This is a genomic window from Gordonia pseudamarae (assembly GCF_025273675.1).
Taxonomy (GTDB): domain Bacteria; phylum Actinomycetota; class Actinomycetes; order Mycobacteriales; family Mycobacteriaceae; genus Gordonia; species Gordonia pseudamarae.
This window is the reverse complement of record NZ_CP045809.1, coordinates 1845197-1858273: the sequence shown is the minus strand read 5'-3', so window position 1 is coordinate 1858273 and position 13077 is coordinate 1845197. Positions and strand designations below refer to the sequence as shown.

The 13077-nt window shown below is 67.9% G+C and carries 12 protein-coding genes; 4 read left to right on the top strand and 8 right to left on the bottom strand.

The features are described 5' to 3' along the window. Positions 1–13 precede the first annotated feature (13 nt). From GII31_RS08195 to GII31_RS08185, 3 genes are read right to left on the bottom strand one after another with little or no spacing between them, the layout of a single operon-like run. The gene (locus GII31_RS08195) at positions 14–1249 is read right to left on the bottom strand and encodes an MFS transporter (protein ID WP_213248449.1); all 1236 of its coding nucleotides are present in this window, start codon (positions 1247–1249) and stop codon (positions 14–16) included. Positions 1250–1259: 10 nt separating this feature from the next. Beyond that, positions 1260–1625: a DUF3817 domain-containing protein gene (locus tag GII31_RS08190; RefSeq protein WP_213248447.1), complete on the bottom strand. Its 366-nt coding sequence runs from the start codon at positions 1623–1625 to the stop codon at positions 1260–1262. 50 nt (positions 1626–1675) lie between these two features. Further along, positions 1676–2860 (bottom strand): acetyl-CoA C-acetyltransferase, encoded by a 1185-nt coding sequence (locus GII31_RS08185; protein WP_213248445.1) that lies wholly within the window; start codon positions 2858–2860, stop codon positions 1676–1678. A 101-nt stretch (positions 2861–2961) separates the two neighbouring features. On the opposite strand from GII31_RS08185, the gene mce reads away from it, so the two are divergent. Together mce and GII31_RS08175 are read left to right on the top strand one after the other, a co-directional pair. Further along, complete coding sequence (mce, locus tag GII31_RS08180) at positions 2962–3456, top strand: methylmalonyl-CoA epimerase (RefSeq protein WP_213248443.1); 495 nt, start codon at positions 2962–2964, stop codon at positions 3454–3456. A gap of 25 nt (positions 3457–3481) precedes the next feature. Continuing rightward, positions 3482–4531, top strand: a complete 1050-nt coding sequence (locus GII31_RS08175; protein ID WP_246222169.1) for a hypothetical protein — start codon at positions 3482–3484, stop codon at positions 4529–4531. Between the two features lie 30 nt (positions 4532–4561). Here the strand turns inward: GII31_RS08175 and nucS are convergent, their stop codons facing one another. From nucS to GII31_RS08155, 4 genes are all read right to left on the bottom strand, one after another. Beyond that, complete coding sequence (gene nucS, locus GII31_RS08170; RefSeq protein WP_213248441.1) at positions 4562–5245, bottom strand: endonuclease NucS; 684 nt, start codon at positions 5243–5245, stop codon at positions 4562–4564. A 10-nt stretch (positions 5246–5255) separates the two neighbouring features. Next, on the bottom strand, positions 5256–6686 hold the full coding sequence (glsA, locus tag GII31_RS08165) for a glutaminase A (RefSeq protein WP_213248439.1): 1431 nt from the start codon (positions 6684–6686) through the stop codon (positions 5256–5258). A 14-nt stretch (positions 6687–6700) separates the two neighbouring features. Further along, the gene (locus GII31_RS08160) at positions 6701–7768 is read right to left on the bottom strand and encodes an IS110 family RNA-guided transposase (protein ID WP_246221927.1); all 1068 of its coding nucleotides are present in this window, start codon (positions 7766–7768) and stop codon (positions 6701–6703) included. 219 nt (positions 7769–7987) lie between these two features. After that, positions 7988–8353, bottom strand: coding sequence for a hypothetical protein (locus GII31_RS08155; protein ID WP_213243997.1), 366 nt, complete (start codon positions 8351–8353; stop codon positions 7988–7990). Between the two features lie 91 nt (positions 8354–8444). Here GII31_RS08155 and GII31_RS08150 point away from each other — a divergent pair, with 91 nt between their 5' ends. Continuing rightward, positions 8445–9596, top strand: coding sequence for an IS630 family transposase (locus GII31_RS08150; protein ID WP_246221877.1), 1152 nt, complete (start codon positions 8445–8447; stop codon positions 9594–9596). A gap of 40 nt (positions 9597–9636) precedes the next feature. Here GII31_RS08150 and GII31_RS08145 read toward each other — a convergent pair whose 3' ends face one another. Beyond that, positions 9637–10845 (bottom strand): helix-turn-helix domain-containing protein, encoded by a 1209-nt coding sequence (locus GII31_RS08145; RefSeq protein WP_213248437.1) that lies wholly within the window; start codon positions 10843–10845, stop codon positions 9637–9639. Between the two features lie 248 nt (positions 10846–11093). Here GII31_RS08145 and GII31_RS08140 point away from each other — a divergent pair, with 248 nt between their 5' ends. Continuing rightward, a complete protein-coding gene (locus tag GII31_RS08140; protein WP_246222168.1) occupies positions 11094–12971 on the top strand; it encodes a flavin-containing monooxygenase in 1878 nt (625 codons plus the stop codon). Positions 12972–13077: the final 106 nt, after the last annotated feature.

Genomic DNA, 13077 nt, shown 5'->3' with positions numbered 1-13077 from the left:
CCTGTCCAGTGTGTCACGAGGTGGGAGCGATGCGAGCGCCGGGAGCGACCACCCCGGCTGCCGACGCGGCGAGCACGAGCGCCACGATCGCGACGACCAGTGCACCCGACAATCCGATGGCACCGCTGAGGAAGCCGATGAGGGCGGGGCCGGCGAGCATGCCCAGGTAGCCGCAACCGACGACCACCGAGATCACCCGGCCGCCGGCGTGCACAGTGAGGTTTCCGGCCGCGGTGAAGATCTGCGGGATCAGTCCGGCCAGACCGATCCCGAACACTGTCCAGCCGCCGATGGCCGGCGGTGCGGACGGAGCCAGGACCGCGATGAGCATCCCCACGGCCGCGATGAGCGCCCCGTAGCGCACCAGACGCACCGGACCGAACGTCGCGGCGATCCGGTCGACGCCGAGACGGGCGACGGTCATGGCGGCGCTGAACGCCCCGAAGGCGATCGCGCCGACGGCGTCGGCGGTGCCGAAGGTCTCCACGATGTGCAGCGAACTCCAGTCGTAGGCGGTGCCTTCGGCCAGCATGACCGCGAATGCGACCGCCGCGAGCACCACCAGCTGCCGCCGGTCGACCTCCCGCCACCACCTCGGGCTCGGTGGCCTCCGGTCCCCGACCGCGGCGACGGTGCCGGCGGTGGACATCTCGATCCGGGGATCGCCATAGCCGCGCGGTACCAGGCCCGGCCTGACCGCCGCGACGACGGCCGCACCGAAGACGGCGCCGCCGATCACCGTGGGCACCACCCCCGCGTCGAGCCACAGGGTGAGGGCCACCAGGACCGAGCCGATGAGACTGCCGACGGAGAAGTATCCGTGGAAGGCCGACATGATGGGGCGCCGGTAGGCCCGCTCGACCGCGACGGCCTGGGAGTTCATCGACACGTCGAGGGCGCCGTTGGCAAATCCGAACAACGCCAGCGACACCGCGAGCGTTTCGGGGTCGCGGGCGAGCGCCGGTCCGATGACGGCGACGCAGAGCAGTAGCGCGCCGGTGACGGTGGTGGGGCGTGAGCCCCACCTGTCGATCACCGGTCCGCACAGTTGCATCGCCACGAACGCGCACGCCCCGATGAGCAGCAGCAGTCCGCCGAGCTGGGCGTGCGACACCTGTGCCCGGTCACCGATCACCGGGATGTGCGCCACCCACAGCGCGGCGAGAAAACCGTTCAGCGCGAAGATCGCGGTGACACAGAGCCGGGCGCGGGCCGCCGTGGACGGAAGCTCGGGCGGGGCCGCGCTCATCACCGCCGGACTACGCGGCTGCCGCGGCCGCCTCGACGGGACCGGTGGACAGCTCGGCGAGGTGCCCCTTGCGTGCGGCCCACCACTCGAACACCAGCGTGCCGAACGGCGGGATGCTCGACACCAGCGCCAGTGCGGTCACCCCGGGACTCCACTTCAGTGCCACCGCGGTGATGATCGCGACCACCACGAAGGCGACGAACACGATGCCGTGCACCATGCCCGGCACCGCCACCGCCCCGTCGTTGTCGGCCACCCGCTTGACGATCATCGCGATGATGAGGGCCAGCCACGTGATCGCCTCGAGGATTGCGACAAAACGGAAACGCTTGGCGGGTGTGCTGAAGTCGAAGATGCTTTTCACCATGCTCCCCATTGTGCCGAATGCCCCCAATCTCTACTACCGGGTGTAGTAGAGATCTCCTCTCACGCCTTCGGGACCCGCACGATCAGCGCATCACCCTGACCGCCCGCACCGCACAGCGCGGCAGCGCCGATCCCGCCGCCACGACGCTGCAACTCCAGCGCCAGGTGCAGGGTGATGCGCGCACCGGAAGTGCCGATCGGGTGCCCGATGGCGATGGCGCCGCCGTTGACGTTGACGATGCTCTCGTCCACGCCGAGTTGTTTGGCCGAGGCCAGACCGACGGCAGCGAACGCCTCGTTGATCTCGATCAGGTCCAGGTCGCCGACCGCGATCCCCTCACGCGCACAAGCCTTCTCGATGGCGTTCGCGGGCTGGGCCTGCAGGCTGGAGTCAGGGCCGGCGACAACGCCGTGCGCACCGATCTCGGCCAGCCAGGTGACCCCGAGTTCCTCGGCCTTGGCCTTGCTCATCACGACCACAGCAGCGGCTCCGTCGGAGATCTGCGACGAGTTGCCCGCGGTGAGAGTGCCGTCCTTCCGGAACGCCGGACGCAACCGGCCCAGCGAATCGGCGGAGGTGTCGGCGCGCACGCCCTCGTCCTCGGTGAATTCGACCGGATCGCCCTTACGCTGGGGAATGCTCACCGGGACGATCTCGTCGGCGAACACACCGTTCTTCTGCGCGGTGGCGGCGAGCCGATGGCTGCGGGCGGCGAACTCGTCCTGCTGCTGCCGGGTGAACCCGTCCGTGTCGTTGCCCTGCTCGGTCAGCAGGCCCATCGCCTGATCGGTGAACACGTCGTGCAAACCGTCGAAGGCGGTGTGGTCGAGGATCTCGGCGTTGCCGTAGCGGTAGCCGCCGCGCGCGCCGGGGAGGATGTACGGCGCACGGGTCATCGACTCCTGACCGCCGGCCACGACCACGTCGAACTCACCGGCGCGGATGAGCTGATCGGCCAGGGCGATCGCATCGATACCCGACAGGCACATCTTGTTGATGCTGAGCGCGGGCACGTCCCAGCCGATTCCGGCCTTGATGGCGGTCTGCCGGGCGGGCATCTGACCGGCACCGGCGGTGAGAACCTGCCCCATGATCACGTACTGCACCTCGGAGGCGGGCACACCCGACTTTTCCAGCGCACCCTTGATGGCGACCGCGCCCAGGTCGACACCGCTGAAATCTTTGAGTCCGCCGCTCAGGCGACCGAAAGGCGTACGTGCACCGGCGACAATGACCGTCGACATGGGAATCCTCCACGGTAGTTCAGGGACCGAACCACGCCACACCGACGACAATCGACCGAGCGGGCGTTCGGGCGTTCGGCGTCTAAGGCTACCGTGAGACCATGACCACACCATCGGCAGACCCCGCTGCCACCCCGGCCACAGCCCTCATCGCAGATCTCGTCACCGCCGTCGACCACGTCGGTATCGCCGTCCCCGATCTCGACGCCGCCAAGAAGTGGTACGAGGACCACCTCGGCTTCGTGACGCTGCACCAGGAGACCAACGCCGAACAGGGTGTCGAGGAGGCGATGATCGGACCCGCCGGTGCCGACGCCTCCGGCGCCGCCGTCATCCAGCTCCTGGCCCCGCTGAACGAGGAATCGACGATCGCCAAGTTCATCGCGCGCAGCGGCCCCGGACTGCAGCAGCTCGCCGTCCGGGTCACCGACGTCGACGCCGTCACCGAACGGCTCACCGGCGCCGGAATCCGTGTCCTGTACCCCGCGCCCAAACGTGGCACAGCGGATTCGCGGATCAATTTCGTACATCCCAAAGACGCTGGTGGCGTTCTTCTTGAGCTTGTCGAACCGGCCGCTCACAACGTAGGACACTGACGCCGACTCGGCTAAACTCTGCGACATGGCAGTTGGACCGGGGACGGATACATTCACCGTAGTGATGCGCGGTTTCGACCGCGAACAAGTGATCGAGCACCTGCGTCGCGTCGACGCCGAGATGCGGCTGCTGGCCGCGGACCGCGACGCCGCGGCGGCCAATGCCCGCGAGTTGGCCGCCCACCTCCAGGGCGCCCGTGACGAGATCGCAGAACTGCGCGGCGAGGTGGACCGGCTGTCGGTTCCGCCGACCACCGCCCAGGGCATGAGCGAACGCTTGTCCCGGATGCTGCAGCTCGCCTCGGACGAGGCCTCCGAAATGCGTGCGGAGGCCTCGTCCGAGGCCGCCGAGACCCTCTCGATCGCCCGGCAGGAGGCCGACAACCTGCGCAAGTCCTCCAAGGAGGAGGCGGACAAGACCCGCTCGGAGGCACAGTCCTTCGCCGGCAAGCTCAAGCGCGACGCGCAGACCAACGCGGAGAAGGTCAGGCGCGATGCCGAGGCCGCCGCGGAGAAGACCCGCCGGGAGGCCCATTCGCTGGCCGACAAGACGGTCAAGGACGCCCAGGCCGCGGCCGACAAGACCGTGAAGGAGGCGCAGGCCTTCGCCACGAGCACGCGGACCGAGGCGCAGACCTTCGCCGACAAGACCCGCGGCGAGGCACAGGCATTCGCGCAGTCCACCACCAAGGCAGCCAAGACCCTGGCCGAGAAGACCACCAACGAGGCCAAGGCGCTCGGCGACAAGCGCATCGGTGAGGCCACCGAGCGTGCCCGCGAGATCCGCGAGAAGGCCGACACCGACGCATTGGCCACCAGGGAACGTTCACGGGAGATCGCGCAGGCGCGACTGGCCCGCTCGCGCGAACTGCTCAGCTCCGCCGACACGGTGCGGCGCAACATCATCAGCCAGGTCATCGAGATCCGCGGCCTGCTCAACGAACTGCCCGAGAAGCTCACCCACGAGGGCAAGGACGACCCGCTCCTGCTGGCCTCGGAGGTCGACGACGTGGACCTGATCAACCGGACACTGTCAGGTGAGGCAAAGATCACATCAGACAGGGCACACCGCTGACGCCCGGCCGGGCGCCGTTCGCGCGCCCGGTCAGAACAGCCTGAACTCGGCGCTCTCGGTGCCACGCAGTTCGTCGTAGTCCAGAACCACGCAGCGAATGCCACGATCCTCGGCGAGGGTCCGGGCCTGCGGTTTGATCTGTTGGGCGGCGAACACCCCCGATACCGGGGCGATGGTGGCGTCGCGGTTGAGCAGTTCCAGGTACCGCGTGAGCTGCTCCACCCCGTCGATCTCACCGCGCCGCTTGATCTCCACCGCCACGGTCTGGCCGTCGGCATCCCGGCACAGGATGTCGACGGGCCCGATCGCTGTCATGTACTCGCGCCGGATCAGTGTGTGCCCGGCGCCCAGCGTCTCGATGTGTTCGGCGAGTAACTCCTGCAGGTGCGCCTCGACCCCGTCCTTGACCAGCCCCGGGTCGATGCCCAGTTCGTGCTGGGAGTCGTGTTCGATGGCGGCGATGGTGATCCGCAGTTCTTCACCGCCCTTGTTGGTGACCACCCAGTACGCCTGGGCGTCGGTGCCGTCGGGCACCTGCACCTCGGCCAGCCGGCACGGCGGGCTCATCCAGTTGAGCGGCTTGTACGCACGATCGTCCGCGTGCACGCTCACCGATCCGTCGGACTTGATCAGCAGCAGCCGCTTGGCCATCGGCAGGTGGGCTGTGAGCCGACCGACGTAGTCGACCTGGCATTCCGCAATCACCACACGCATCCCGCAGAGTCTAGTGGGCACCCTCCAGCTGCATCGACTCGGCGTGGCTGACAGCCGATTCCATCGTCGAATGCACCTGCGGCAGTTCACTACCGACCGAGATCAGCGTCTCTCCCCGCTTTCCGGCCCGCCGAACCCCCTCGCGGACCAGCCCGTCCGGGTCGACGAGCAGCACCTGCTTGCCCCGCGCCGACAGGCCCAGTCCGCTGCCGAGCACCATGCGACGGGCGACCGGATCGACGACGTCGATGCGGGAGATCTCCACGATCACGATGTCGCAGGCGTCGATGTCGATGTCGTGGCCGATACGCCGCAGCACACTTTCCGCCCCGCTGAAGGTGAGGTCGCCCTGTAGCTCGTACACCCGCACCCGGTCGCGGCAGCCGCGCAGATACGCCCGCTGGCCGTCGGACCATTCGGCTCCGACCCCGAACTCGCCGATGTCGTACACCGAGCGGATCGTCACCCGGCTCTCGCGGGTGATGTTGAACATGTGCAGCCCCAGATCCGCCGACAGGTGCCGGCAGGTGTCCACCCCGCGCACGCTGTTGCCGTGGGCGTCCAGGCGCGGCGAGAAGACCCCGATTCCCAGCTGCCCCGGCAACGAGCCCAGGATCCCGCCGCCGACACCGCTCTTGGCCGGTATCCCGACCGAGGTGACCCAGTCCCCCGCGCCGTCGTACATGCCGCAGGTGGTCATCACGCTCAGCAGTCGCTGTGCGGTACTCCGGCTGAACACCCGGCGGCCGGTGCGCGGATTGGTGCCGCCGCAGGCGATCGTCACGCCGATGACGGCGAGGTCCTCGGTGGTGACCCGCAGCGAACACTGCCGGAAGTACAGATCGAGCGCGGCGTCGGGGTCGGTGGTGAGTGCCCCGAAACTGTCGAGCATGTACGCGATCGCACGATTGCGCGATCCGGTGGCACGTTCGGACCGGTATACCTGCTCGTCGACGACCAGGCGCCGGCCCGCGCAGGCGGAGTAGAAGTCGACCAGCCCGGCGAATGCGGCCTCGACCGTCTCGGGAGCGACCTGACGTTCGGATGGGAGCAGCATGGATGCGGCGGTGATCGCGCCCGCGTTGATCATCGGGTTACGCGGCCTGCGGCGGGCATCCACACTGATCTCGTTGAACGCCTCCCCCGACGGTTCCACCCCGATCTTCGCGTCGACCGCGTCGGCGCCGTGCCCGCCCAACGCCATCGCGTAGGTCAGCGGTTTGGAGATCGATTGGATGGTGAACTCCGTCGCGGTGTCGCCGACCGAGTAGATGTATCCGTCGTGCGCACACAGGGACAGCCCGTAGCGTCCGGGATCGACGGCGGCGAGTTCGGGGATGTAGTCGGCCACCCTCCCCGAGTCGTCGGCCGCGCACTGGTCGGCGATGTGCTGCAGGTAACCGGATACCAACGATGTGTGGTCCTCGGTCGAAGTGGTCATGCGTTTCTCCTATGTCAAGCCGCTTGGGCGAGGGCGGTCGTCGCGGCGGCGTGATCGGCGGTCATGCGGTTGAATACGACGCGCGCGAGGCGCCGTTTGAGGCATCGCAGGGCCTCGGGTGTGGACATGCCTTCGGCCTTCTTCTTCTCGTAGTAGGCCCGGCCGAGGCCATCGAGTCGGATCTGGGTGACGGCTATGCGGTGGATGGCTGCGTTCAGTTGTCTGTTGCCTGACCTGGTGAGCCGGACCCGGCCCTTGGTGTTGCCCGACCAGACCGGGATCGGCGCGATCCCGGCATGCCGGGCGAACGCTGCCTCGGATTTGAACCGGCTGATGCCGGCGGCTTCACCGACTAGCTTGGCCGCGGTCAGGGCGCCAACACCGGGCATGGCCAGCAGCGTCGGCGCGGCCTGCTCGACCAGCCCCGCGATCCGCCGCTGGAGCTGGTTGATCCGCACCGTCAGATCGACGATGTCAGCGAGCTCGTCACGGGCCAGTTCGGCCACGATCCCGGGCGCGCCAGCGAGCCGGTCAGCAAGGATCTGCTGGTGCTTGGCCAGGTCTAGAGACGTCGCCTTCGGCGCCCATGCAGGGTCGAGTTCGTGGACGCGCCACAGTAGTCGGTTGATCGTCGCCGTGCGGTGTTTGACCAGGTCATCACGCCTGTCGACCAGCAGCTTCAGCTCCCGCGACTGCTCATCATGGGAGGCGATCGGAAGGTCCGGCTCGCGTAACGCGGCCCGGGCGACCGCGAGCGCGTCGATCGGGTCCGACTTGCCCCGCGTGCGGGCGGTACGTCGCTGCTCGGCCATCATCTTCGGCGGCACCCGCACCACCTGCTGGCCCACGGTCAACAGATCACGCTCAAGTCGTGCTGAGAGGTGGCGGCAGTCTTCGATCGCCCACAGCAGCTCGGTCCCGAACCGTTCACGCGCCCACGCGACGGCCTTGCGATGGCCAGCGGAGTCCGCGTCGAACGTCTTGTGGCCGAGCTCGCGGCCAGCCTCATCGACAGCGACAAACGTGTGCGTCCGCTTGTGTACGTCGGCTCCAACAACAACCATGGTGGTTGCCTCCTTCACTCAGATGCGAGGACGATTGGGCCGGTCGGCGGACACATCTCAGTCGGGGCGACGCCACGCTCCTATCAAGTCACGCCGGCCGGTCCTTCACACCCGATGCCGGCAAAACGCATGCTCGTCAGCCCGAAGGCGACACCAACGCTATGAGCCAGGCACCGAATGCTCAGGATCCAACCAGCCACCGATGGCGGCTGCCTTAACCCTGACACTGAGCCAACGCTAGTGGGTATCGCCGTTAGTTCGTCGGGGGTCTGGGAGCCAGGTGGTGGGGTCGTTGAGGTAGAGGCCGCAGGCGGTGTCGAGGGCTTGCTCGGGGGTGCCTGAGGGCCAGCCGGTGGGGAGGACGGCTTGTTCGTAGTCGTTGTGGCTGGCGCGGTAGATCGCGAAGCCCCATTGGTTGGCCGATCCGGCGTAGCGCAGCCGGCATAGCTTCACCTCCTCGCCGTCGGTGAGGGTGGCGTCGATGTAGGCGAACCCCGCACGGTAGCGGGTGTGCAGGGTCTGGATCTGGGGCCAGCGTTCGGCGGCGCGGGCCAGGAGCTTTTGCCGTAGCGAGGTCTGGGTCGAGTCGGGGATCTTCGCCATGATTCTCATCATCGTGGCATCGTCATGTGCTGCCTTGATCTGTTCGGTGTCGGCGTGGCGTCTTGGCCTCCGGCGGCTCGGAGCGTCAGAAATGGATGTGACTCTCACCAGTGCTGACGTCGTGGTCCTCACCGATGAAGAACGACATGTCCTGACACGCCGCGCGAACGCCGCGAAATGCCCCCATCGCGATCTGCTGCGTGCCCGGATCGTGCTCGCTGCTGCTGACGGTGTCGCGAACGCCCAGATTGCCCGCGACGTGGGGGTCTGCGAGGACACCGCCCGCCGCTGGCGACATCGCTTCTGCGTGCAGCGTCTTGACGGGCTTAAGGACCGGCCCCGATCAGGGCGGCCACCGGTGTTCACCCCGGTCGAGGTTGCCGAGGTCAAAGCACTCGCGTGCACGCGACCGGCCGACCACGATCTGCCGTTAACGAGGTGGTCGACCGCCGAACTCAGCACACACGCGGTTGCGGCCGGGCTGGTGCGGCCAGTCTCGCCGTCCACGATCGGCCGGTGGTTGGCCGCCGATGCGATCAAGCCGTGGCAGCATCGGTCCTGGATCTTTCCCCGCGACCCCGACTTCGCGGTCAAAGCAAGTCCGGTGCTGGACCTGTACCAACGGCAGTACAACGGTGTCGAGCTCGGCGCTGATGAATACGTGATCAGCGCCGATGAGAAGTCCCAGCTGCAAGCCCTCAGGCGGCGTCACCCCGAAACACCCGCGGCACCAGGGCAACCACGCAGAGTCGAGTTCGAGTACCGCCGCGGTGGCACGCTGGCCTACTTCGCTGCCTACGACGTCCACCACGCCCAGGTGCATGGAATGACAGCACCGAAGACCGGGATCGTGCCGTTCACCCACCTCGTGAAACAAGTGATGACCCAGGAACCGTATGCCTCAGCGAAGCGGGTGTTCTGGATCGTCGACAACGGTTCCTCCCACGCCGGGCAGGCATCGATCGACCGGATGCGTGAGGCGTTCCCCAGCGCGGTCCTGGTGCACCTGCCCGTACACGCTTCGTGGCTCAACCAAGTCGAGATCTACTTCTCGATCCTGCAACGCAAAGCCATCACCACCGGCGACTTCACCGACCTCGATGACCTCGCGCAACGAATCCTCGCCTTCGAGGACCGCTACAACCAGAACGCTGAACCCTTCGGCTGGAAATACACCCGCGACCACCTCAACCGCCACCTCAACCGACTCAACAACGACGGCACCCTCCGCCAAGCGGCGTGACCCCCGACGAACTAACGGAGATGACCACTAGCGAATCGGCTCACCGCCGGCGCACGTCGACCGTATCGGCGAAGCGGTAGGGGCCGGCGACGATCAGTCCGCCGAGGTGCTTGCGCAGCCGTGACATCTCGGCACGGACCGTGACGGTGCGGTCGGGCACCCCGAACAGGTGCGTCGACAGTTGCGCGGCGCTGGCACCCTCGGGATGTGCGGCCAGATAGCCGAGGATCTGTGCGTGGCGCGGCGACGGCCGATGCGTCCACGTACCGGTGCCGCCGTCGACGGTGACCGTCGACGCCCCATTGGGCAACGATGTCATGGCGACGGTCGTTCTCGTGACGTCGGCCGATTCGGTCACCCGGACCAGCCAGCCGCCGGGCAGAGCCTCGATGTCGCATTCACCGAGCGTGTTGACCCAGTACCGGCCGGGGGTGTCGACCTGGGGCAGCACCAGCTGTGCCCGCGGCGACACCGTGTCGAGGGCGGCCACCCAGCCGTGCGGGTCGACGGCCAGCGCCGGCCCCGGCGAGCGGGCCAGGATGGGCGCGGCCACCGCGCGCAGCGTGTCCAACGAGCGATGATGCTGTTCGCGCAGCTGCGATTCGGCGAGCCGGGCCACCGCGTCGACGAGTGCGAGCGTGGTCGGGTGGATGGTGGCGGCCGGACCACTGACGTCGACCACCCCGAGAGTCTCGCCGGTACGCGGGTCCCGGATCGGCGACCCCGTGCACGTCCAGGTGTGGTGGCTGCGCACGAAATGCTCGGCGGAGAACACCTGCACCGGCCGGCCCGAGGCGAGGGCGGTGCCGATGGCGTTGGTTCCGGCATTGTTCTCGGCCCAGTCGGCGCCCTCCACAAAACCCAGCCGGTCGGCCCGCATCAGCACCCGCGACGACCCGTTGCGCCACAGCACCCGTCCGTGCGCGTCGGCCACCACCAGGATGTTGTCGCCGCCGTCGATCACCGCGTCCAGACCCCGGGTGAGGTCGGGCAGGATCGCCGACAGACCCGACGACTGACGGCGGGCCACCAGCGCGTCGACGTCGAGTGCCGGGTCACGGCCACCGACATCGGGGTCGACGCCGGCGCCTTGCACGCGGTGCCACGAGTCGCTGATCACCGTCCGGGGCCTGGCCGGCAGCCGCCCTCCCGACATCGCGGCGTCGTACACCGCGGTCAGGACCTGCGCGTACTGTCGCGGGTCGTCGCCCACGTTGACGGCAGGTTCGAGAGTTCCGGTGCGCTTCATCACCACCGATTGTGCTCCACATCACAATGCTCCGCAAAACCCGCGCCTCCCACGGCCGGGCCGGCCGCCGCCGTGTCCGGCAACCTGCCGCCAATCAGCCACTCCCGCCAAGCACCCGACCCGAAGCCGGAACGGTGCCGGAGAACACCGCAACCCGTTGCAACCCTTGTCCCGACACACCGATCCGATGTGTGCTGTACATCACACATCGTGCGACCGGCACGCGAACTCACCAGGAGGTGCACTCCATGACTCAGACTCTCGAACCGTCCGCCCCGAGCACGACGGCCGATACGACCAGCGACAGCACGGCGGACAGCGGGGCCACGGCCCAGCAGCGGATCGACGCGTGGCTCGCCGCATTCAACGACGCACTGGCATCCCGAGACGTCGCACGGGTCACCGCACTGTTCGGGACCGACAGCTTCTGGCGCGACCTCGTGGCCTTCACCTGGAACATCAAGACCGTCGAGGGCCACGACGAGATCGCCGGTATGCTCGGCGCACGCCTCGACGACGTCGACCCGACGGGCTTCGCCACCACCGACCCGGCATCCGACGACGGCGACGGCATCGTCTCGGCGTTCATCACCTTCCAGACCGCCGTCGGCCGCGGCGAGGGCCACCTGCGCATCCGGCCCGACGACGACGGCGTGGACAAGGGCTGGACGCTGCTGACCACTCTGCAGGAACTCAAGGGCCACGAGGAGTCCGCCGGTCACAACCGCCCGCGCGGCGCCGTCCACGGCAGCGACCCCGACCCCCGTTCCTGGGCCGAGAAGAAGGAAGCCGAGGCCACCGAACTCGGTCGCACCAAGCAGCCGTTCGTCCTGGTCATCGGCGGCGGCCAGGGTGGTATCGCGCTCGGCGCCCGGCTGCGCCAGCTCGGCGTGCCCTCGATCGTCGTCGACCGGCACGACCGGCCCGGAGATCAGTGGCGCAAGCGGTACAAGTCGCTGTGCCTGCACGACCCGGTCTGGTACGACCACCTCCCCTACCTGCCGTTCCCGGAGAACTGGCCGACCTTCGCCCCCAAGGACAAGATCGGCGACTGGCTCGAGTTCTACACCCGGGTCATGGAGGTCCCGTACTGGTCCAAGACCACCTGCACCTCGGCCGTCTACGACGACGCGGCCGGCACCTGGACCGTCGAAATCGACCGCGACGGCGAGCAGCTCACGCTGCACCCGACCGAGCTGGTACTGGCGACCGGCATGTCGGGCAAGGCGAATGTGCCCACATTCCCGGGCCAGGACGTGTTCGCCGGTGAACAGCATCATTCGAGCAGGCATCCCGGCCCGGACGGCTACCACGGCAAGAAGGTCGTGGTGGTCGGGTCCAACAACTCGGCGATGGATATCTCCAAGGCGCTCGTCGACAACGGCATCGACGTGACAATGATCCAGCGGTCCTCCACCCACATCGTCAAGTCCGATTCGCTCATGGAGATCGCGCTCGGTGACCTGTACAGCCAGCGGGCGGTGGACAGCGGGATGACCACCAAGAAGGCCGACTTCACCTTCGCCTCGCTGCCGTACCGGATCATGCACGAGTTCCAGATCCCGGTGTACAACGCGATCCGCGAACAGGACAAGGAGTTCTACGACGGACTCGCGGCCGCCGGTTTCGATCTGGACTTCGGTGACGACGACTCGGGCCTGTTCATGAAGTATCTGCGCCGCGGGTCCGGCTACTACATCGACGTCGGTGCGGCCGAGCTGATCGCCGACGGCAGCATCAAACTCGCGCACGGCAACGTCGATCACCTGACCGAGACCGCGGTCGTGCTCGCCGACGGCACCGAATTGCCGGCCGACGTCGTCGTCTACGCCACCGGCTACGGCTCGATGAACGGCTGGGCCGCGGACCTGATGGGCCAGGAGGTGGCCGACCGGGTCGGCAAGGTATGGGGTCTGGGATCGGACACCACCAAGGATCCGGGCCCGTGGGAGGGCGAGCAGCGCAACATGTGGAAACCCACCCAGCAACCACACCTGTGGTTCCACGGCGGCAACCTGCACCAGTCGCGCCACTACTCCCTGTATCTGGCGCTGCAACTCAAGGCCCGCTACGAGAAGATTCCGACCCCCGTGTACGGCCTGCAGGAGGTCCACCACCTGAGCTGAGCGGCACACACGGGAGACACCCCGGCGGTGGCCGGTGCCAAGCCCCCGGACAGTGGTCCGGGGGCTCGACGCCGTTCGGCGGCCACCGACACCGAACCATTCGGAA

Coding starts and splice junctions, on each gene's coding strand:
- glsA (WP_213248439.1), bottom strand. CDS start 6,686: ATGACCACTTCGACCGAGGACCACACATCGTTGGTATCCGGTTACCTG.
- GII31_RS08155 (WP_213243997.1), bottom strand. CDS start 8,353: ATGGCGAAGATCCCCGACTCGACCCAGACCTCGCTACGGCAAAAGCTC.
- GII31_RS08140 (WP_246222168.1), top strand. CDS start 11,094: ATGACTCAGACTCTCGAACCGTCCGCCCCGAGCACGACGGCCGATACG.
- GII31_RS08175 (WP_246222169.1), top strand. CDS start 3,482: ATGGCAGTTGGACCGGGGACGGATACATTCACCGTAGTGATGCGCGGT.
- nucS (WP_213248441.1), bottom strand. CDS start 5,245: ATGCGTGTGGTGATTGCGGAATGCCAGGTCGACTACGTCGGTCGGCTC.
- GII31_RS08150 (WP_246221877.1), top strand. CDS start 8,445: ATGGATGTGACTCTCACCAGTGCTGACGTCGTGGTCCTCACCGATGAA.
- GII31_RS08195 (WP_213248449.1), bottom strand. CDS start 1,249: ATGAGCGCGGCCCCGCCCGAGCTTCCGTCCACGGCGGCCCGCGCCCGG.
- GII31_RS08190 (WP_213248447.1), bottom strand. CDS start 1,625: ATGGGGAGCATGGTGAAAAGCATCTTCGACTTCAGCACACCCGCCAAG.
- GII31_RS08185 (WP_213248445.1), bottom strand. CDS start 2,860: ATGTCGACGGTCATTGTCGCCGGTGCACGTACGCCTTTCGGTCGCCTG.
- mce (WP_213248443.1), top strand. CDS start 2,962: ATGACCACACCATCGGCAGACCCCGCTGCCACCCCGGCCACAGCCCTC.
- GII31_RS08145 (WP_213248437.1), bottom strand. CDS start 10,845: ATGAAGCGCACCGGAACTCTCGAACCTGCCGTCAACGTGGGCGACGAC.